Below are 19,326 nucleotides of genomic sequence, written 5' to 3'. Positions count from 1 at the left end.
TGCATATTTGCAGCGTAATGAAGCAGGATATCTACATCAAGAATAAAAAGGCATACTTTGAGTATCACATACTGGACAAATACGTAGCGGGCATACAACTGCTCGGTACCGAAATAAAGTCCATCCGTGAAGGTAAAGCCAACGTGAACGATGCTTTTTGCACTTTTATTGGCAACCAGCTTTACATCCGCAATCTGCATATTTCCGAGTATTCCTTCGGTTCGTTCTACAACCACGAAGCTAAACGGGATCGTGTATTGCTGTTGAATAAAAAGGAATTAAAAAAACTGCTTACCCGTGGCGAAGAAAAAGGATTAACTATTATCCCCCTTGCCCTCTTCATCAGTGAGCGTGGCTTTGCCAAGGTAGAGATAGGCCTTGCCCAGGGTAAAAAGACCTTCGACAAGCGCGAAACCATGAAAGAGCGCGATACTAAAATTGAAATGGACAGGGCGATGAAAAGGTAGGAGCCCCCTGCGCCCCGTGAAGGGGGAACTTTTGATTAGCATAATTTATATATTGGTTGTAAAGATTATGGCACCAAACTCAACTAAAATTGTCTCCTGGGATAAAATTGAATCGCGTTATTTAAACCTTATTGAAAAATATGGATGGTCGCTAAACGGCATGTTGTCCCTGGTTAGATTTATTCGCAGCAACGATTTGCATGAGAGGCTATTTGCATACACATCCCTCGATACTTTAATAATTACTATCTACTACCCTGCCGAATGGCACCGGGAAACCTTACATATTAGGTTAGACCAGGTTACGCAAACCTGGCTTTTTCAATATTTCCCTAAACCATACGAAGTTGTAGAATTTGAAAGAGCTTATCCCGTAGAACAGGGCGTCGAAAAGTTCGCAAATTATATTAAGCTGCTCAAGTGGTAATAAATCATCGCCAATTGCCGGTATAAGGATTGTTAGTCAAATAAGCAATTCAAAAACTCCTCCTTCAGGGGGCTGGGGGGCTCACCAGGCTCTATCCCCTACCAGCGGCACAAACCTGAACGTGTCCAGCACGTGCCTTTCGTAATCGTTTTCGCTGGTTTTTAATACGGTAACCATTTTTTGGGATTTTTCGTCGCCTACCGGGATAACCAGGATACCACCAATGTTGAGTTGTTTCAGCAGCAGGTCGGGAACGGTTGGGGCGCCGGCGGTTACAATGATCTTGTCGTATGGTGCATCGCTGGCAATGCCTACAGAGCCATCGCCTAAAAAGAATTTAGGTTTGTAACCCATGTAGGGCAACACCTGTATGGCGCGTTCGTAAAGTTTTTCCTGGCGCTCTATGGTGAACACTTTGGCGCCAACCTCCATTAATACACATGTTTGGTAACCGCAGCCAGTACCAATTTCCAGCACTTTATCCCCCTTGCGGATGTGGAGCAGTTCGGTTTGATAGGCTACGGTGTAGGGCTGAGAAATAGTTTGCCCGGCACCTATCGGGAAAGCAATGTCCTTGTAAGCCTGGTTCCAGAAAGTTTCATCGAAAAAATAGTGGCGGGGTATTTTACCAATGGCAGCTAAAACCCGTTCGTCTTCAATCCCTTTTTTTCGCAAAACCTCAACCAATCGCTTACGCGCACCCTGTTCTCTGTAATTATCTATAAACTTATACGCCATACAAGATGCTAAGATAATACACGATTTAGGGATTTAGCGATTAACACGATTGATTTAGCTAAGAGCTAAATTATTCGGCTGATTTAGAGGCTAATTCTTTTAGTAAGGATCTACATCAGGTTGAACAACGCTGCCCTTACTCAATTTGGTGGTTTGGAATTGCGTGATCACATCTCTCATCAGGGCTTTTGCTTTTACTACCGATACGCCATCCCGTTCAAATTTCAGCATAATGGTTTTGATGTAGTAATTGCGGATGCGGTTGACAAGCGGTGCCTCGGGGCCGATCACCCGGTCGCCGAAGTGTTTACGGAGTTCATTGGTGAAATATTCTGCCTGGTTATAAAGTATCTCGGGGTTCTTGTGCTTTATATCTATACTGATGATGCGGAAAAAAGGCGGGTATTTAAAGCTTTTACGCTCCTCCATTTCGGTGAAATAAAGGTCGGCGTAATCGTTCTCTATCACCTGTTTTATTACGCGGTGGCCGGGGTCGTAGGTTTGTATCACAACTTTACCCTGTTTGCCCCTGCGGCCTGCCCTGCCGCTTACCTGCGCCAGCATCTGGAAGCTGCGCTCGTTGGCGCGGTAGTCGGGATATTTTAAAAGACTATCTGCATTGATGATACCAATTACGGTAACATCTGCAAAATCGAGCCCTTTGGCAACCATTTGGGTACCTATCAATATATCTATCTTTTTTTCTTCAAGGTTATTCAGAATAGTTTGCAGCGAATTTCGCGAGCGGGTGGTGTCCAGATCCATTCGCGCCAGGCGCACATCGGGCATTAAAACGGAGAGCTCATCCTCCACTTTCTCGGTGCCAAATCCCTTATATTCTAAATGGGTAGAACCGCAGGCCGGGCAAACCGATGGCGTATCTTCTTTATAGCCACAATAATGGCAATGCAGCTTGGTAGTATGTTTATGATAGGTAAGGCTTACATCGCAGTTAATGCATTTTGGCGTGTATGCGCAAACCCTGCACATCAGCACCGGCGCGTACCCCCTGCGGTTTTGGAAGAGGATCACCTGCTCCTTATTCTCCAGCGCAAGCTGCATATCCGCCATCAGCACACTGGTAAAGTGCGACTGCATGGTTTTTTGCTTCAACTCTTTGGATATGCTCACCACCTCCACTAATGGCAGCTGCACGCCGCCGTAACGTTCGGTCAGTGTTACTAAACCATACTTGTGGGTACGCGCGTTGTAATAGGTTTCAAAAGACGGCGTAGCCGAACCTAACAGCACTTTACCGCCGTGCATATTGGCTAAATAAATAGCAGCGTCGCGGGCATTATAGCGGGGTGCAGGGTCGTATTGCTTGTAGGATGTTTCGTGTTCCTCATCTACGATCAGCAGCCCAAGATCATGGAACGGCAGAAATATCGACGACCTTGCGCCAAGCACCACCTTATACTCGCTACGCAACACTTTTTGCCAAACCTCCACCCGCTCGTTATCATTAAAACGGGAATGGTAAACACCGATAGTCCCGCCAAAATAGATGCGTAACCGTTCGATGATGTGGGTGGTTAGCGCGATCTCCGGCAGCAAATAAAGCACCTGCCTGCCGGTGGCTACCATCTCCTCTATCAACTTAATATAGATCTGGGTTTTGCCCGATGCGGTTACACCATGCAGCAGTACCACATCTTTCTTTTCAAAATGCAAGCGCGCTTCATCCAAAGCAAGTTGCTGTGCCCCGCTCAGCGTAAAATTGCTTATCGACTCGTCGTCCTCTTCATAGCCCAGGCGGCTAACGGTTTTATGCTCGGCAAAAAACACTTCTTTTTCTATCAGCGATTTTATGCTCGATTCACCCGCCCCGCTTTCTTCTATCAACTCATTTTTGGCAACCGCTTTTTGCTGGCGCGATAATTTCAAATAGGTAAGCAATGCGTCGGCCTGTTTTGGGGCACGCTTTTCCAATATCTCAAAAAGCTCCCTGCGGTTATCCGGGTTTTGGTAAACGGGATTTAAAGTGATATAGGTTTTCTTACGCGGCTTATACCGCTCGCTCACTTCTTCGGATATGGTAATGATATTTTTCTCGAAGAGCGACTTCAATATCGGCATTACCGTTTTTTGACCCAGCAGTTTTACAATATCGCTTACCGTTAATTCCGGCTGAATATCCAGCGCTTCCGTGATGAGGTACTCTTTATCGTTTAGCTGTGTTTTATCGTATTCGTATTCCCGGTTCAGCATTACCTTGGTTTCGCTGGCCAGTTTTAGTGCCGAAGGCAGGGCGGCATTCATTACCTCACCTTCGTTGCACATATAATACTCGGCCAGCCAGTGCCAAAACTGCAGCTGTCGGCTGGTAACTACGGGCGCATCGTCCAATATTTCGATGATGTACTTTGCCTCATATTTCTCGGGCGCATGTTCGCTAATGGATTCGATAATGGCGGTGTAGAGCTTACTTTTACCAAATTGCACCACCACGCGCTTTCCCACCACAGCGCCATTATTCATCTCGAATGGCACGCGGTAAGTATAGTTGCGGCTGATAGCCAAAGGCAATATCACCTCAACAAAAAGCGTTTTACGGTTGTGCAGCTGCACTTCGGCAAATTCTAACATCAGGTTATTTGTTTCGGAAAGCGGCGAGTGCAAGTGTTATCCAGCCAATTATAAATAACAAGCCACCAACAGGGGTAACCGGGCCAATGGCCGTTAAGCCGGGCATTTTTAGCAGGTCGCGGCAAGCCAGTAGATAAAGCGAGCCCGAGAAAAGGACGATACCAAATGTGAACAAATAATAAGTGGCGGTTACAAGTCCATTTTTAAACCTGGTAAAGGTTGATAGAAACAGCAAGCCGAAAACGTGATAAAACTGGTATTGCACCGCGGTTTGCCACACTTCCAATTGTCGTGGTTCGAGCGATGCCTTTAAGGCATGAGCCCCAAAAGCGCCGCAAATAACAGCAATTGCGCCAAACAGCGCCGCGGTAATTATAATTTGTTTGTTCATGCAGATATAAAAGGCTAAGTTAACCAAATGAAAGTATTACTTTATTGTGGTACGGTAAAATTCTAACTTGCGTTCGCAAACCGAGATGAAAAAACTCATTCTATTTACACTTATTTTAGTTGCCGCAACAGGATACATTACCGTTAAGTACTTTAAAAATTTAAAGTCGTCTGGTATGCACGCAGGCAACATTATGCGCACCATTCCGGATAACGCGGTGGCCATTTTTGAGTTTAGCAACGATAAGGGCTTTTACGATATATTCACTGGCAACACCTTATTAGGTAGCCTGGTTGGTGAGCAAAAGCTGGGCGAACTGGACACTGTAAGGAAGATACTTTTTGCCAATCCCCTCTTACAGCGGCTTTTTGATGGCAGCAATATTTTCATCTCCCTCCATGCATCCAACCAGCCCGAAACAGAATTATTGCTTACAGCCGCCGCCACTAAAGATACCGACGCCGGCGCATTTGATGCCCTGGCCAAACTGAAGAAAACCGGCATGCTGATAACCCCTTTAACCATCGATGAAAAAAAAGGGTACACTATTTTCTTCGCGCAGTTAAAAAAACGCTTTTACATCATTAATACCGACGAAAACATCTACTCGGCAAGTTTCTCCAAAGGATTATTGACCAGGGCCGCCCTGTATAAAAATGATAAAGAGACCGAAGCCTTTACCCCCCTTCCAGATCAGCAGAACTCAAACTCACTGGCCAATTTATATATTAACTACAGCCAGTTATCCCCCCTATTCGATCAGTTATTTAAAACCAAAAACCACGACCTGTTTAAAAGCTTCCGGCTGCTGCCTGCATCTGCCGCGTTAAACCTCAATTATAAAACGGATGCATTAATGTTTAACGGGTACACCAATATACAAACCGATAAACCGGCCAGCTACCTTAACCTGTTTACCAGCCAGTTACCGGTATTAAACAGCCTGAAGGAGATATTTCCTTCAACGGTTGCTTATTCGATGGATATGGCTGTTTCCAACCCTGTTAAGTTCCTTTCCGACCTTTCCGTATTTCATGATAAAGCCGGTTTAAAAACCGAGAAGGATACCCTTTTTGCCCGTATAAAAGCAGAAACTGGGATCGATCTGCGAACAGAGTTAAACAAGGCCCTAAGTAACGAATTTGCTGTCGTCACCACGCGCTACCGGGAGCGGTTTGCCTTGATTGCTGTGAAAGACGGTTCTAAGCTGCGCCCGGCAATGATCAACATCAGCACCATGGTAAATGATGACACCGGTGAATTTAATTACAATAAACTTCCTTACTTTTTATTGGGCGATGCTTTTAATTCCTTCAAACGCCCTTACTTCCGCATAATTGATAACTACCTGGTGCTTGCAAACAGCATAAAAGAACTGGATAGCTACAGCGATAGTTACCTTAACCGCAAATTTTTAAACAAAACCGCGCAATACAGCCGTTTTGATAATTTGGTAGGCGAGCGTAGCAACGTTACTTTCTTCATCAACTTTAAAAACGCGCAACCTATATTAAAGAACGATCTGAAAGACAATTTCTTTAATGCCTACAGGGGCAACAAACTATCGCTGGAAAATTTTTACGGCGCGTCATACCAGCTTACCGCTACCGATAATAACTTTTATACCAACTTTTGCATGTTGCAAAACGCAATTGATACAACCGGTAGTGTTAAAGCAACCAAAAACCTCCAATAAATACAACTCTGAGCGTTTAATTACGTTAAAAGGTTATAATGTTTGGTAAGCGTACCCCTAAGTCGAATTTGAATTATATATTTAAGGGCGTTAAGCGCGAGCATAGATACGGCGAGATTTTATGAAGAAATTTTTATTGGCATTTTCCTTACTCCTTTTTACACTCCATTCTTTTGGCCAACAATTTTCTCAGTACAACACCGGCACCCTTTACGATTCATTCGAAAACCCATCACGCGCCTCCTTCACTCCCGATTCCAGCAGAAAATATGCCTTTAATTTCTTTTTACCCAACTTTTCGGTAAATTCATTTTTAACAGGCAATTCACAGGTACCATTAAAATCAAGGGCGTTTTTAGGGAACTATACTACTACTAATTTAGTATTTGGCCAGAACAGGCTTAACCGCATCAATGCCAACCTTAATTACTACTCCATTATGTACAAGGCTTTCACAAACCTTGATGGTAATGCAGAGATTGGTCTATCCATGCAAACCAAGATAGAAGGAAGGGGTATTTTCAGTGACGAATCTGTGGCCCTGTTTAATGGCCCCACCGCCTTTAAAAACGATCATTACGATGATATTTTCAACAACAGCAGTACTTACCAGGCCTATCACCAGGTTAGTTTTACCTACCGCGAAAAAATTAACCGGCAAATTGCGGTGGGCGTTAAGCTAAGCGCTTTAATGGGCATCCGCTACCAAAAAATAGATGTGGCGACGTCTGCACTGGATATTGACCGGCCAAACGACCAGGCATTTTTGTCTATGACCGGTAAATACAAATTAAACTATATCCCCGGCACTTTCACCACGCACGATTATCTGCCCACCTTCAGAAACCCGGGAGCTGCCATCGGCGCGGGAGTTTCGCTGCGTACACGCGATGCCTTCAACCTGCAATTCAACCTCAAGGATCTTGGTTTGATCCGCTGGAGCAGCCGATCGAATAGCTATAATTTTGCATCAATAGATGTCATCTCTGATTTTTCCTCGAACAGGCGCGAACGCAATATTTACGAAGCAGCAAAAAATGTGGCAAAAACCAATAATGTTTTAGGATCATTTGTTACCCCAACAAATGCTAAAATTGAAATTAGCGCCAATAAAACATACTGGTTAGATTATAACAGCCAGTACAGGTACTCTCCTACTCTTATCCTATCAAAGGAAATGTTTTTTGATGGCGTCACCGCCGCATTGGTTAATCCCATAACGCATGGTAATTATACGCTTACGCTTACCACGGCCTATAACAATTACAAAATTTTAAGTGTAGGCGGGCAGTTTATGATCAAAACGCCAAACGCGGAGTTTTTTATCGGCAGCGAAAGACTATTCCCAACGGGCAGGCTTCTTTTCGCTGCAACAAAAAGCGCGGGACAGATAAACCGCAGCGCATCCTACACCGGCGCTGATATGTTTTTAGGGGTTACCTTTAAATTTGGCCCGCTAATAGAGCATCCGCTTAACGCCAGCTATATCCCTATCGACAGTAAGCCTGGTTTCTTTAAAAGGATCTTCAGCCGCATCTTTGGGAAAGACGACGAATATTAGGCATTTGCTTTTTTACCTGCGATAAAGTCTTTAAGGTAATAGGGTTCAAAATAAGCCACATCAACAAAATCTTTTTTATTGAATTTATTAAGGGCTATATCGGTAAGGTAAACCGCCGAGTTTGTAAAGCCGGGCAAAAAGTGTGCGTTTGGGTTCTGCCCAAGGGCTTCTATGCATTTTTCCGCACCATCGCCAAAAAACAGGATCTTATGATCAGCCAAAACATCGGCAAAGCTATTGCTGTCTACAATTTCGGCAGCTGTGGGTTTAATTGTATTACCCTGTGCATCAAATATGGCGGTGAACACTTCCATACGGCGTGCGTCAATCATTGGGCATAGCAACATTTCTGCGTCGGTTTGCACAACGCCTTTGGCCATGGCAGCCAAAGTTTCTACGGCTATCAGCGGTTTATCCAGCGCAAAGCATAGGCCTTTTGCTGTAGAAACTCCTATACGTAAACCTGTATACGAGCCCGGCCCGCAGCTTACCGCAACAGCATCAATATCCGCGTAAGTAATATCGGCAGCTTTTATTAAACCATCAATATAAACGGTTACCACCTCGGCATGTATGTTGCGTTGGTCTATCTCTTTAAAACCCAATACCTCGCCGTTACGCGCAAGCGCTACAGAACATGATGTTGTGGCGGTTTCTATTTGTAGAATGATCATTTGAGTTAAAAGTAGAAAGTTAAAAGTAGAAAGTCAAAAACAGAAAGCCGTTAGTTCTAAGTTACCCAACCAAGGCGGCTAACTTTTCACTTTTGACTTTAAACTTTTGACTTATTCAAGGTACCGGATCATGCCCGTGTCCACCCCAGGGGTTACAGCTGGCTATCCGCTTTATAGTTAGCCACCCGCCTTTAAACGGACCGTGCTTTTTAACAGCCTCTAACCCATATTGCGAACAGGTTGGCGTGTAACGGCAGGATGCACCTGTTAGTGGCGAAATAAAGTACCTGTAAAATTTTATCAGCAGCAAAAAAACGCTCCCTATAAGGCCTTTGAACAGATCCCACAAAAATTTCATTTGGATACCTCCGTCCCAAGTTGGCCCAAAAGTTTCAGCATCTTTTTTTCCACGAACGCAAAATCTCCTATCTCTTTGCCAATATAGCCAATGGATAAAACGATGCGTTTATCAACATCGGTAAGCGGGGAGTATAAAAGCGATTGTTTATTTAAGCGGTAGGCTTCGCGCATGAGGCGCTTTATTAAATTACGGTCCACAGCGCGTTTATAGCGCTTCTTAGCCACCGCAAATAATACCTGCACAGGAAATTGCTGCTCAGCACCTGAGAGCATCCAGGAGGCCCTGAAGGGGTAACATAAAAAAGAAGAACCGCTATGAAAAAGCCCGTCGATAAGCTTCTTGTTACATAACCGTTCTTCTTTTTTAAAAGTATGCATAGTTGTTAGTGCTGAACCTAAATTAAGCTTGTAACCGGTTCGGCCCCTTATTTAATAAGGAGAAACAACCAGTATATTAAGCTTTGTGGCTGCGCTCGTCAGAAACTGACAGTCTTTTGCGGCCTTTGGCTCTTCTTGCTGCTAATATCCTTCTGCCGTTAGCAGTTGACATGCGCTCACGGAAACCGTGTTTATTTCTTCTTTTCCTTTGTGAGGGCTGAAACGTTCTTTTCATGGCTATATTTTATTCTTATTATCCTTAATCTTCCTTTTAAAAAACAAGAGTGCAAATGTAGCGTATATTTTAGTTTTTTCCAATAGAAATGTTGTAATTTGATAAGGCGTATTTATTAACATATTAAAATCCCTGTTTCAGCTATGAAATTTACCGTTATCGCATTCATGCTGTTATCACCCTTCACCGCCCTGTGCCAGGACCCTATGGCCGCGTATTATAAGGTATATAATACAGCTAAAAACACCCCGGCTACCATAGACGATGTAGTGAATGATATGGCAAAAGCCGACGTACTTTTCTTTGGCGAGGAGCATAACGACAGCACCGGGCATTACCTGGAGGCGTTGATATTTAAAAAACTGATAGAGAAATACCCGGCAAAAATGGCGCTATCGATGGAGATGTTCCAAACAGATTGCCAAACCGTTTTGAATGAATACCTTGCAGGGTTTATCCGCGAGAAGAATTTGATTAGCGAGGGCCGCGCCTGGAAAAACTATAAAGATTACCGTGCCATGGTTGAATCCGCCAAAGATAACCACCTACCGGTTATTGCCGCCAACGCCCCTACCCGCTATACCAATATGGTTACCCGTGTTGGCCTGGGCGACCTGCAAAAGCTGGATGCCACGGCCAAAAGCTGGCTTCCTCCCCTGCCTATTGATACCGCCACCGGCCGTTATTACGAAAAGTTTGGCGAAATAATGGGTGGCCACGCCGGGCCAATGAAGATCTACCAATCGCAAAACCTGTGGGATGCAACCATGGGCTACTCCATAGCTAAGTTTTACAAGGCCAATAAGGGTAGCAAGATCTTCCAGGTGAACGGCGGCTTCCACAGCGAAGAAAAACTGGGCACTGTTGCGCAGCTAAAAAAATATGCGCCTAACATCAAAGTCATCAATATCCAGGCCTATGCCGACGACAGTTTTGAAAGCCCCGACTGGAGTAAGTTCTCAAAATTTGGCGACTATATTATTTTAACCGACCCTAAATTGGCTAAGACATTTTAAGTGAGTTTGAGTAGTGAGTAGTGAGTAGTGAGTAGTGAGTAGTGAGTAGTTGGAATTGCCTAAATGGCACTATGTTTTAATTACTATTCGTCGAAAGTTACCAGGTCGCCAAGCTTTTTTGGTGCTACTGCGCGGTAAGCGGTTTTTAATAGATCAATTAACATTTCTTCGCGCACGGTGAGGAGGTTGGCGTGCGTCCAGCCTTGTTTGCCCCATTTGTTAGGTACTGGGTAAACTACAGTTCTATCGAAGGCGCAAAACACATCCTGATTGATAGCCGATAGTTTTAGCGTAGCACGGTTTTCCGTAGCATTGAGTGTGGCGAAGATCTTTTTGTTCACTTTAAACGACCGGTTCTCGAAATGCGCGTCTTCAACCGCCTCCGGCAGCGAAAGCGCAATTTGGCGAAAGGTATCGACGGTTATCATTTCCTAAATTTATTTACATAATCCACACCCCTGTTTCTAAAACCTAATATTTTCATAAAACTGGGCGCATTGTCGGCCAGGCGCCGTAAAATTAAGGTATCATCATATTTGGCCGATTTGAACTCTGCTTCGTTAACTTTCAGAGTAAGCTTATGATTAATGCTTAAACTGGTATAATCTACATTTATAAAGTATAAACTGCCTTTTCCTGTACTTTCCTCAGAAACCGAATCAATACGGCAGTATACCGTAATGCCGTCGGCCTCCAGCTTTTTCGCAACTTGCTTATCGTTGTATTGAACACAAAAGTAACAGCAAACAGTTATAATAACTCCCAATATAGAATACACGTAAAACATAGCTTTCGTATCTTCGCGGCTATATCCAGGATCCCCCACAGTAAATTATTTTTTCGCAGCTAAAATATCCCGTATCTCAGCCAGTAAAACTTCCTCCTTACTTGGTGCAGGCGGTGCGGCAGGTGCTGTTTCTTCTTGCTTTTTCATTGCGTTTATAGCCTTAATTGCAACAAAGATGCAAAGCGCGATGATCAGGAACTGGATAATAGCGTTGATGAACAGGCCGTAATGAATGGCTACCTCGGCCACTTTCGCCGTGGTATCCGCAGGGGTTAGTACAATCTTTTTATCTGCAAAATCTACACCGCCGATAAGATACCCGAGAGGTGGCATGATTACATCAGATACTAAAGAGGTGACTATCTTACCAAAAGCCGCGCCGATAATTACACCGACAGCCAAGTCAACCATGTTGCCTTTAACGGCAAACTCCTTAAATTCTCTTACAAATCCCATAATTCAGTATTAAGATATTTTTAAAGTTATCAATATTTAATAATCAACCCAAACAAAATAAAGTTAATAGCATTTACACCTTTACACTGCTTACCGCTTCTTTATTTTATAAGTTAAGGTAATTGATGTACTTTTGCCTTTGTCTTAATTATGCTTAAACAGAACCTTCAACAAAAACTTTTACAGAAACTTTCGCCGCAGCAAATACAATTTATAAAATTGCTGCAGGTGCCTACCGTGTCGCTTGATACGCGTATTAAAGAAGAATTGGAAGAAAACCCCGCGCTTGAAGATATCAGCCTAACTAATATAAACGAACCCGAGGAACAATACCCCGACCGCGACCCTGACGAAGACACCTACAACAGTGACGACGAAAAGGGCGAGATGGACGAGTTTAATATTGACGATTACCTGCAGGAAGACAACGTAAACGATTACGGTTCGCGTTACGACCAGAACGGGGATGATGAGGACGAACGTAAAGAGATCCCTATTGCCGTGCAAAGCTCGTTTTTTGAGAGTCTGCAATCGCAGCTTGACCTGCTGCCGGTATCAGATAAAGATTTTTCCATTGGTAAGCAGATCATCGGCAGTTTAGATGATGATGGCTACCTGCGCAGACCCATCATGTCGTTAACCGACGACCTGGCCTTTTCGCAAAACGTAATGGCCGAAGACGAAGAGGTTGAGGATATGCTAAAAGTGATCCAAAGCTTCGACCCTCCGGGCGTTGGCGCCCGCAGCCTGCAGGAATGCCTGTTGATCCAGCTTCGCAAAAAAGACGCTAACGACCCTATCATCAAAAAAGCGATAACGGTGGTTGAGGATTACCTGGACGAATTTACCCGCAAGCATTACGATAAACTGGAGCGCTCGTTAAACATGAACTCTATTGAGCTGCGCGGCGTTGTAAACGAAATATTAAAACTTAACCCAAAACCAGGCGATAGCAACGAGGTAAGCACCAAGCAAATGCAGGTGATCCCAGATTTCCACATCAGTAACAATGATGGTACGCTGATACTTACGCTCAACTCCAAAAACGCGCCCGAACTCAAAGTGAGCCGCTCCTACCAGGAAATGTTCCAGCATTACGATAAGGCGTCGCAAAAGGATAAGAAGATGAAAGAAGCGGTGCAGTTTGTAAAGCAAAAGCTCGATTCGGCCAAATGGTTTATTGATGCCATCAAACAGCGCCAGCAAACCCTGCTGAAGACCATGAACGCCATTATGCAGTATCAGTACGATTTCTTTTTAACCGGCGACGATAAAAATCTGAAGCCGATGATCTTAAAAGACATCGCCGACCGTATTGGCATGGATATTTCCACTGTATCGCGCGTGGCAAACTCCAAATATGTACAAACCGAACACGGCACTTTCCTGCTAAAATCCTTCTTTAGCGAAGCCATCCAAACAGAAAGCGGCGAAGAGGTTTCAAATAAAGAGGTAAAGAAGATCCTGGAAGAGCACATTGGCGAGGAAGATAAACGCCACCCTCTTGCAGACGAAAAACTAACCGACATCCTTAAAGAAGCAGGCTACAACATTGCCCGCCGCACCGTTGCCAAATACCGCGAACAAATGAATATCCCGGTAGCGAGGTTGAGAAAGGAACTGTAGGTTAGTTCATAGTTGATGGTTCATAGATCATAGCCATGAGTTGATAGTTCATATTAAAAAATCACAGCGAGTTCTTTAATGCTGTGATCATTTTAACCAATATTTCGTATTCATTATATAAATCTGTAAATAACTCATCATCAATATAGCCACGTTTTTTTGGCAATAAATAATCCGCTAACTACTTCAATACCTGAGCGGAAGGAATAAGTAAGAAACACCTTAAAAACGGCTTTGGTTTGTCCGGTCGATCCTTCGGCAATATTCAGCACAACTGAATCAGCAGCGCGTTTCATCTGCGACGACAAAACGTATATTTCGTCTTTAGGAAATGTTTTGGTGACAAGCGCCCGTTGCCATACCGGCAAACTTTCAAACCTAAACGCCATCTCTCTTACTATGATCTATAAACTATCAGCCATGAACTAACTAAAACCCGTGCTGCGGGCTCTTTAAATTGTAGCGATTATTCAATAGGATGCCCAATACAATTTCGTGCGAGCCGTTGCTTACGGTGCGCAGGGCCGATGTAGTAACATCATAAGAGTAGCCAACGTTTACAACGCTGCTGAGGTTAAAGCCTGCCAGCACCGCGTAAGAATCGTCCTTGCGGAAAGAACCGCCGAACCAAAACCTGTCACGAAAGGATAACTTCATGGTAACATCAAAGGTTACCGGCGCGGGGTCGATAAATTTTAATAATGCCGAAGGCAACAAGGTAACGTCATCTGATAAGAAGATCTTATATCCGCCTGTGGCGAAGAAGTGTGGTACCGTTTTACTTTGGTTCGCGGTATTCCCGGTAGTAATGTAAAGGTTTTGCGGCAGTATTTGCTGTGCCGATATCCCGAAGTAAAACCTTGAAGAATAGGCCCAAACACCAACACCCAGGTCTGGTTTCCACTGGCTATTGTTAATATTGTTCAACACCGGGTCATTAGAGTTCTCCAGCGTAATCAGATCCGTATTAAGGTTAATATGGCTCACCCCTGCCGAAACACCAACGGAAACGTTAAGCTGATCGGTGATACCTAAATGATAAGCGTAGGTAGCATCGATATTGGTTTGCGTAATGGGGCCCGCTTTATCAGATACGATCATGAAGCCGATACCGTGGTGAGGTTCGGCAGCGCGGTAGTATTGTGTAAACAATCTGCTTGATGGGTTTTCGCCACCCGATGCCGGGAATGCGGTTGCATCGCCCTGTACAAAATTATCGCCTATTGGTGCATTTATGCTAAAGTAGCTGGTTACCGGTGCGCCCTGCAGGCCGGTCCACTGGCTGCGGTACCCCAATTTGGCATCGGTGTAGTTCTCTATACCGGTTACTGCCGGGTTTAACAGGTAGTTATTAAAAACATATTGCGTGTATTGTGGCCGCTGTTGCGCAGATGCAGCCGTACAAAATGAAAGCAATACGAATAAAAGTAAGTTTTTCTTCATCTGATAATTGTGACACTTCCCGAGACAACCTTACGGCCATTTTTAGGATTTATAATATAATAATATGTTCCTGAAGGTAAGTTGGCGCCCTTGTACGTTCCGTCCCATGGAATACCATAACCAGTAGACGAATATACCTTTTCTCCATATCGGTTGTATACGTCAACTGTGTTTCCGGGGTAGCTTTCTAAGTATTTTATGGTCCAGGTATCGTTAAAGCCGTCGCCGTTAGGCGTAAAGGTATTTATTACGCCCAACTTTTTCAGCACTTTAACAAAAATTTCGTCAGAGGCCTGGCATCCGTCGCTGCTGGTTACCGTTAAGGTGTAGCTTATGTCGTCAGCTGCAGCGCATACGGGGTTTAAAACATCATCATGATCCAGCCCGATAGCCGGGGTCCATTTATAGCTTAAATTCTTACCCGATGCCTGAGCTTTTATCAGTACAGTCCCTCCTTCCAGCAGCCCGGTGTTTCCACCTGCATCAACTGTTGGTGTAGGGTTCACCACTATATCCTGCGATGTAGTAAAATCGCATCCGTTTTGCGCCGTAAAGGTATACGTAATAGTAAAAGCACCTACTCCGGCCGCGGCGGGGCTAAACAATCCGGTAGCACTTACACCCTTGCCGCTAAAAACACCCGTGCCGGCAAACCCGTTTTTATTAACCGCTATCTGAATAGGTGGCACCTCCCGGCAAACACTCCCAATTTGAGCCACTTGAATTACAGGGTTAGCCTTAATAATAATATCGTGCTCGGTAGCACTACCACATGCATCTCCCGAGAACGCTTCCATATATATGGTGTATGTTTTGGTAGCGGGCCCATTAAACACCGGGTAACTATGGCGGTAAATATGCCCGGCCGGGAAATTTTCCTTCGTAAACGTTTCTGAATTTTGCCTGTCGCCATTGTAATCATAGTACAACACTATTTTGGTAATGTTGCCAAAATCCACTGTTGATGCTTCATTAATGGTTACCGGGTTGCTGCTGCATAAGTTATCTTTATCCTGCACATTAAAAATAGCCTTTGGGACAGCACCGTTCACCGTAAACTGTTGCGATTTGGTAAACGAGCAGCCGCTTGCCGATGTAACCGTCAAGCTAACCGTGTAAACAGCAGCCACCGAATACCTGTGCTGCGGATCTTTAGCTGTAGACGTATTAGGGTTGCCCGCGTTCGCGGTGCCATCGCCAAAGTTCCATAAATAGGTAAAGCCGTTTTCGCTGTTATCAGCTATCGTACTTTTATCGGTGAACTTTGCAGCATCAGATATGCACACATCCGGTAGCGAAAAAGCCACAACCGGTATAGGGCTAACCGTGATGCTTTTTTCGGCGACTGCACTGCTGCATTCCTTATCGTTTATTAGTGTAAGTTTTATTTTGTAGGTACCCGTAGCAGCATACAAATGCGTAAATGGTAGCTTATCTGTCCGCGTATCGGTAGTTCCGTCGCCAAAATCATAAAGCCATTTTACAATGGTGCCGTCTCCCGGCGCAGACACATCTGTAATGGTCACTTCCTTATCAGCACAAAGGGGCGCACTCACCTTAAACAAGGCAACCGGTGGCTTGGAGATATGCACCTTCATCGCTCCGGATGTATTGGAGCAATCGTTTATATTTTGGGTTGTTAAGATCACGTTGTAATCGCCAGATGCCGCGTAAATATGTTCGGGGTTTTGCAGGCTACTGGTTTTACCATCGCCAAAATCCCACAACCAGGTTTTCAACTCACTCCCTTTGGCGTCGGTTGCATCTGTAAACTGTACAGGCTCACCGGGGCAATTACCCGCATAGGTAAACTTAGCGTCGGGGTAATCAGTAATGTTAAAATCAAAATCTATATCAGTAGTTATACCGCACACATCACCGTTGGGGTTTATAACGGTGGCAGTTACGCTGTAGTCGCCTACTGCAAATTTTACCGTTTTATAGTACTCATAATTATACAGCGTTTTCCCATCCTTAACCGTAGTTGAGGAAACCACAGGGTTATTAACTGTAAGTACCGGGTTTCCGTTTTTAAAATCCCATTCTATTTTTGTTGTAGCGTAAGGTAAGGTTAGCTGCATCTTGTATTCAATATCCTTGCAGCCGCTAATTTGCGTGGGGCTGTTTGGCTTGTTATCCTGCAATGCTATAAACTGATTTAAATTTTTAAGGCTGGCCCCGGCTGCATAGCCGTAAGATTCGTGTTGGCCAAAGCCATAAGCAATGGCATTAAAGCCATCTGCCGCTCTTATATTATGGGTGCCGCTGGAGACATCTATCTGCGCGTAAGCATACGTAGGATCCCTGCTGAGCTGAGTAAAATTGGTATAGGGCTTTCCATCAAGCGTAAAAGTTGATTTTTGGGCATCCTTAATAACCACGTTTATGTAATGTGACGCTATCCCATAATATGGGCTGGAGTAAAGGGTAACATGATCCAGCGTTTGCTCAGTCGGCGTTAAAAAAATCATTTCGGGGTCGCCCAGATCAAAAAAATCGGTTTGGCAGCTATTAAGCTGCTGGCCTTGCGATACCGCATACTGTACAACCTGTATAGGTTTATCGGCGGTTATAATATTAGGTTCCTGCGAGTTGATCTCGTAATTATATAAGCCACGGACCGGAAAATAAGTTTTTTCGCCGTTAACCGTCAGGTTGGTCTTATCGTCACTCAATATCACCCTAAAAATATCATAATTGCGGTGTTTAAGCGGCACCGTGATATAGCTTTTCCCCCAGGACGCGGTTGGATAAACCTGCTGAAAAAGGTTATCGGAAGTAAAACCTGCCTCGCGGCAGCCTATCCCAATTTTTGTACTGCCAGAGAAAACCGCTATGCGTTTACAATCGCCATTATTGCTTTTGGTGCGGATGATGGTATTCGTAAGATCGGCGAGCGCAAGCCCCTGGTAAACTTCCCCTTTTTTTAGCGTAAGCGTTAAAACTTGCCCCGCAATCGATCCATCTAAAAGATTGGCCGTGGGTATTACCTCAACAATGGTATCATCCTCTGTGCCAATCACCATAAAGCTGGAATACGAGTGCAGGTTATCCGTTTCGGAATTAGACTGTTGCGTGTAATTGATAGAGTAATAATTTTTGCCCAAAGCATTTACCGGTAGTAAAAGCGTTGCGCCGGATACACTGCTTGCGTAAATATGCGCGTACACGGCTACGCTTTTTAACGCCGTAATATGTACGCCTTTTAAAAACTGGCCCTGGTTTTTTAAATAAGCGCTGCGGGGAATTTGTACGGTGGTAACCTCGTTTGCATTTACGGTAAAGGGAATGGAGTAACTGCCATCGGCAATCTCTACTTTGCCGGTAGTGTTGGTACCGCCGGTGATGTAAAGGCTCATTTGACTTTGGCCGGTACTCTCTATGTGCGACATGTAGGCCGTCCAAAACTCCTTGCCCTGGTTAGATTGGGCTAAACCTGTGTAGGCGCAACAAATTAAAATGAATGCTATTACCGCACCTATCGCCTTTACCCTATTCAATTTAATCGCTTGTTTTTATAATTTCTACTACCTGTAACAGCCTGCCAGAGTAACTTAAAGCAGCCATTTATTTAAATAAATATAGCTTAGGCATTTAGCATGTTGCAAAACACCAAATTGGTAGGTAAATATATTGTTTTTTGCGATTAAAAAAACTTATCGGGATTGGGTACCAAGTTTAAAAATTTCTCAAAATTCTCTTCGTAGTGCGATTGATCCAACCGATAATAAAAAGCACCTTTTTTTGACGACTGCTTGTCTTTTTCGGCCAGTTTCACCAAAAGCCCTGTAGAAAGTAGCTTCCGGCTGAAATTACGGTCGTCAAACTCTGTTTGGTATACGCCTTCGTACAAAGACTGCAATTGCGGGATAGTAAATTTACCCGGCAATAGCTGGAATAAAATAGGATGCAGCGCGGCTTTGTAACGCAATTGTTTCAGGGCAATTGTTACCATTTCGGGATGGTCGAAAACCATGTCCGGCATATCATCGAGCAAAAACCACTCCGGGCTGTGTTCTCCGCTTATCTGCTCTTCGTACTGATGAATATCGATAAGGGCAAAGTAAGCTACAGACAGGGTTCGTTCCACCGGATCGCGTTTGGGGTTACCAAACACCATAAACTGGTCCATATAAACGTCTTTAAGCCCGGTACGCTCTTCCAGCACGCGGTTGGCCGCATCATCCGGGCTTTCTGATGGATTGATAAAACCACCCATTAAGCTCCATTTACCCTGCTCGGGGGTTAAACTGCGTTTTACCAGTAACAATTTAACGTTTACACCATCAAAACCAAATATGATACAGTCTACAGCAACTAAAATTCGATGTTGCCCGGGATATTCATGCATGCGAAGTACTTTTATTTACAAGTGTAAAAATAATATCACCATTTAAAAAGAAACTACCAAAATGTAATGCGTTTGTAAGTAAAACTATTAGCGCCCAACATTCTTAATAATACTTTGATATTTACATTAGC

General features: G+C 44.2%; 19 protein-coding genes. 6 read left to right on the top strand and 13 right to left on the bottom strand.

Features of this window, described 5'->3' with window-relative positions:
- Window positions 1–17 precede the first annotated feature (17 nt).
- Both smpB and EPL05_RS06590 read left to right on the top strand, forming a co-directional pair.
- Window positions 18–467, top strand: coding sequence for an SsrA-binding protein SmpB (gene smpB, locus EPL05_RS06595; RefSeq protein WP_128533165.1), 450 nt, complete (start codon window positions 18–20; stop codon window positions 465–467).
- A gap of 67 nt (window positions 468–534) precedes the next feature.
- The gene (locus tag EPL05_RS06590) at window positions 535–894 is read left to right on the top strand and encodes a hypothetical protein (RefSeq protein WP_128533164.1); all 360 of its coding nucleotides are present in this window, start codon (window positions 535–537) and stop codon (window positions 892–894) included.
- An 81-nt stretch (window positions 895–975) separates the two neighbouring features.
- On the opposite strand, the gene EPL05_RS06585 is transcribed toward EPL05_RS06590, so the two are convergent.
- The 3 genes from EPL05_RS06585 to EPL05_RS06575 form a co-directional block, all read right to left on the bottom strand.
- A complete protein-coding gene (locus tag EPL05_RS06585; protein ID WP_128533163.1) occupies window positions 976–1,632 on the bottom strand; it encodes a protein-L-isoaspartate(D-aspartate) O-methyltransferase in 657 nt (218 codons plus the stop codon).
- Between the two features lie 99 nt (window positions 1,633–1,731).
- Window positions 1,732–4,221 (bottom strand): replication restart helicase PriA, encoded by a 2,490-nt coding sequence (gene priA, locus EPL05_RS06580; RefSeq protein WP_128533162.1) that lies wholly within the window; start codon window positions 4,219–4,221, stop codon window positions 1,732–1,734.
- Between the two features lie 4 nt (window positions 4,222–4,225).
- Window positions 4,226–4,612, bottom strand: a complete 387-nt coding sequence (locus EPL05_RS06575) for a DUF423 domain-containing protein (RefSeq protein ID WP_128533161.1) — start codon at window positions 4,610–4,612, stop codon at window positions 4,226–4,228.
- An 85-nt stretch (window positions 4,613–4,697) separates the two neighbouring features.
- On the opposite strand from EPL05_RS06575, the gene EPL05_RS06570 reads away from it, so the two are divergent.
- Both EPL05_RS06570 and EPL05_RS06565 read left to right on the top strand, forming a co-directional pair.
- Window positions 4,698–6,308, top strand: coding sequence for a hypothetical protein (locus EPL05_RS06570; protein ID WP_128533160.1), 1,611 nt, complete (start codon window positions 4,698–4,700; stop codon window positions 6,306–6,308).
- A gap of 121 nt (window positions 6,309–6,429) precedes the next feature.
- The gene (locus EPL05_RS06565) at window positions 6,430–7,869 is read left to right on the top strand and encodes a DUF5723 family protein (RefSeq protein WP_128533159.1); all 1,440 of its coding nucleotides are present in this window, start codon (window positions 6,430–6,432) and stop codon (window positions 7,867–7,869) included.
- Here EPL05_RS06565 and tsaB read toward each other — a convergent pair.
- The 4 genes from tsaB to rpmH form a co-directional block, all read right to left on the bottom strand.
- On the bottom strand, window positions 7,866–8,543 hold the full coding sequence (gene tsaB, locus EPL05_RS06560; protein ID WP_128533158.1) for a tRNA (adenosine(37)-N6)-threonylcarbamoyltransferase complex dimerization subunit type 1 TsaB: 678 nt from the start codon (window positions 8,541–8,543) through the stop codon (window positions 7,866–7,868). The two genes, EPL05_RS06565 and tsaB, sit on opposite strands and share 4 nt — an antisense overlap.
- Window positions 8,544–8,658: 115 nt before the next feature.
- Window positions 8,659–8,901, bottom strand: a complete 243-nt coding sequence (gene yidD / locus EPL05_RS06555) for a membrane protein insertion efficiency factor YidD (RefSeq protein WP_128533157.1) — start codon at window positions 8,899–8,901, stop codon at window positions 8,659–8,661.
- Window positions 8,898–9,281: a ribonuclease P protein component gene (locus EPL05_RS06550; RefSeq protein WP_128533156.1), complete on the bottom strand. Its 384-nt coding sequence runs from the start codon at window positions 9,279–9,281 to the stop codon at window positions 8,898–8,900. Before EPL05_RS06550 ends, yidD begins: the two co-directional genes overlap by 4 nt.
- A 76-nt stretch (window positions 9,282–9,357) precedes the next feature.
- Window positions 9,358–9,516 (bottom strand): 50S ribosomal protein L34, encoded by a 159-nt coding sequence (rpmH, locus tag EPL05_RS06545; RefSeq protein WP_096351641.1) that lies wholly within the window; start codon window positions 9,514–9,516, stop codon window positions 9,358–9,360.
- Between the two features lie 143 nt (window positions 9,517–9,659).
- On the opposite strand from rpmH, the gene EPL05_RS06540 reads away from it, so the two are divergent.
- Window positions 9,660–10,532 (top strand): ChaN family lipoprotein, encoded by an 873-nt coding sequence (locus tag EPL05_RS06540; protein ID WP_128533155.1) that lies wholly within the window; start codon window positions 9,660–9,662, stop codon window positions 10,530–10,532.
- An 83-nt stretch (window positions 10,533–10,615) separates the two neighbouring features.
- Here the strand turns inward: EPL05_RS06540 and EPL05_RS06535 are convergent, their stop codons facing one another.
- Complete coding sequence (locus EPL05_RS06535) at window positions 10,616–10,960, bottom strand: MmcQ/YjbR family DNA-binding protein (RefSeq protein WP_128533154.1); 345 nt, start codon at window positions 10,958–10,960, stop codon at window positions 10,616–10,618.
- A gap of 404 nt (window positions 10,961–11,364) precedes the next feature.
- Window positions 11,365–11,775 (bottom strand): large-conductance mechanosensitive channel protein MscL, encoded by a 411-nt coding sequence (gene mscL, locus EPL05_RS06530; RefSeq protein ID WP_128533153.1) that lies wholly within the window; start codon window positions 11,773–11,775, stop codon window positions 11,365–11,367.
- Between the two features lie 150 nt (window positions 11,776–11,925).
- Here mscL and rpoN point away from each other — a divergent pair, with 150 nt between their 5' ends.
- On the top strand, window positions 11,926–13,401 hold the full coding sequence (rpoN, locus tag EPL05_RS06525; protein ID WP_128533152.1) for an RNA polymerase factor sigma-54: 1,476 nt from the start codon (window positions 11,926–11,928) through the stop codon (window positions 13,399–13,401).
- Between the two features lie 140 nt (window positions 13,402–13,541).
- On the opposite strand, the gene EPL05_RS06520 is transcribed toward rpoN, so the two are convergent.
- From EPL05_RS06520 to EPL05_RS06505, 4 genes are all read right to left on the bottom strand, one after another.
- Window positions 13,542–13,790, bottom strand: a complete 249-nt coding sequence (locus EPL05_RS06520) for a four helix bundle protein (RefSeq protein WP_243837234.1) — start codon at window positions 13,788–13,790, stop codon at window positions 13,542–13,544.
- Between the two features lie 40 nt (window positions 13,791–13,830).
- The gene (locus EPL05_RS06515; RefSeq protein ID WP_128533151.1) at window positions 13,831–14,844 is read right to left on the bottom strand and encodes a PorP/SprF family type IX secretion system membrane protein; all 1,014 of its coding nucleotides are present in this window, start codon (window positions 14,842–14,844) and stop codon (window positions 13,831–13,833) included.
- Window positions 14,841–18,344: a PKD domain-containing protein gene (locus EPL05_RS06510; RefSeq protein ID WP_128533150.1), complete on the bottom strand. Its 3,504-nt coding sequence runs from the start codon at window positions 18,342–18,344 to the stop codon at window positions 14,841–14,843. The genes EPL05_RS06515 and EPL05_RS06510 overlap by 4 nt, the downstream gene beginning before the upstream one ends.
- A gap of 146 nt (window positions 18,345–18,490) precedes the next feature.
- Window positions 18,491–19,195 (bottom strand): NUDIX hydrolase, encoded by a 705-nt coding sequence (locus EPL05_RS06505; protein ID WP_128533149.1) that lies wholly within the window; start codon window positions 19,193–19,195, stop codon window positions 18,491–18,493.
- Window positions 19,196–19,326: the final 131 nt, after the last annotated feature.

It is taken from the genome of Mucilaginibacter gilvus, assembly GCF_004054195.1.
Lineage (GTDB): Bacteria > Bacteroidota > Bacteroidia > Sphingobacteriales > Sphingobacteriaceae > Mucilaginibacter > Mucilaginibacter gilvus.
This window is presented reverse-complemented; position numbering and strand designations above follow the sequence as displayed.

What these genes read in the sequence shown, in the direction of transcription:
- smpB (WP_128533165.1), top strand. Translation starts at nt 18, where the DNA reads ATGAAGCAGGATATCTACATCAAGAATAAAAAGGCATACTTTGAGTAT.
- EPL05_RS06590 (WP_128533164.1), top strand. Translation starts at nt 535, where the DNA reads ATGGCACCAAACTCAACTAAAATTGTCTCCTGGGATAAAATTGAATCG.
- EPL05_RS06585 (WP_128533163.1), bottom strand. Translation starts at nt 1,632, where the DNA reads ATGGCGTATAAGTTTATAGATAATTACAGAGAACAGGGTGCGCGTAAG.
- priA (WP_128533162.1), bottom strand. Translation starts at nt 4,221, where the DNA reads ATGTTAGAATTTGCCGAAGTGCAGCTGCACAACCGTAAAACGCTTTTT.
- EPL05_RS06575 (WP_128533161.1), bottom strand. Translation starts at nt 4,612, where the DNA reads ATGAACAAACAAATTATAATTACCGCGGCGCTGTTTGGCGCAATTGCT.
- EPL05_RS06570 (WP_128533160.1), top strand. Translation starts at nt 4,698, where the DNA reads ATGAAAAAACTCATTCTATTTACACTTATTTTAGTTGCCGCAACAGGA.
- EPL05_RS06565 (WP_128533159.1), top strand. Translation starts at nt 6,430, where the DNA reads ATGAAGAAATTTTTATTGGCATTTTCCTTACTCCTTTTTACACTCCAT.
- tsaB (WP_128533158.1), bottom strand. Translation starts at nt 8,543, where the DNA reads ATGATCATTCTACAAATAGAAACCGCCACAACATCATGTTCTGTAGCG.
- yidD (WP_128533157.1), bottom strand. Translation starts at nt 8,901, where the DNA reads ATGAAATTTTTGTGGGATCTGTTCAAAGGCCTTATAGGGAGCGTTTTT.
- EPL05_RS06550 (WP_128533156.1), bottom strand. Translation starts at nt 9,281, where the DNA reads ATGCATACTTTTAAAAAAGAAGAACGGTTATGTAACAAGAAGCTTATC.
- rpmH (WP_096351641.1), bottom strand. Translation starts at nt 9,516, where the DNA reads ATGAAAAGAACGTTTCAGCCCTCACAAAGGAAAAGAAGAAATAAACAC.
- EPL05_RS06540 (WP_128533155.1), top strand. Translation starts at nt 9,660, where the DNA reads ATGAAATTTACCGTTATCGCATTCATGCTGTTATCACCCTTCACCGCC.
- EPL05_RS06535 (WP_128533154.1), bottom strand. Translation starts at nt 10,960, where the DNA reads ATGATAACCGTCGATACCTTTCGCCAAATTGCGCTTTCGCTGCCGGAG.
- mscL (WP_128533153.1), bottom strand. Translation starts at nt 11,775, where the DNA reads ATGGGATTTGTAAGAGAATTTAAGGAGTTTGCCGTTAAAGGCAACATG.
- rpoN (WP_128533152.1), top strand. Translation starts at nt 11,926, where the DNA reads ATGCTTAAACAGAACCTTCAACAAAAACTTTTACAGAAACTTTCGCCG.
- EPL05_RS06520 (WP_243837234.1), bottom strand. Translation starts at nt 13,790, where the DNA reads ATGGCGTTTAGGTTTGAAAGTTTGCCGGTATGGCAACGGGCGCTTGTC.
- EPL05_RS06515 (WP_128533151.1), bottom strand. Translation starts at nt 14,844, where the DNA reads ATGAAGAAAAACTTACTTTTATTCGTATTGCTTTCATTTTGTACGGCT.
- EPL05_RS06505 (WP_128533149.1), bottom strand. Translation starts at nt 19,195, where the DNA reads ATGCATGAATATCCCGGGCAACATCGAATTTTAGTTGCTGTAGACTGT.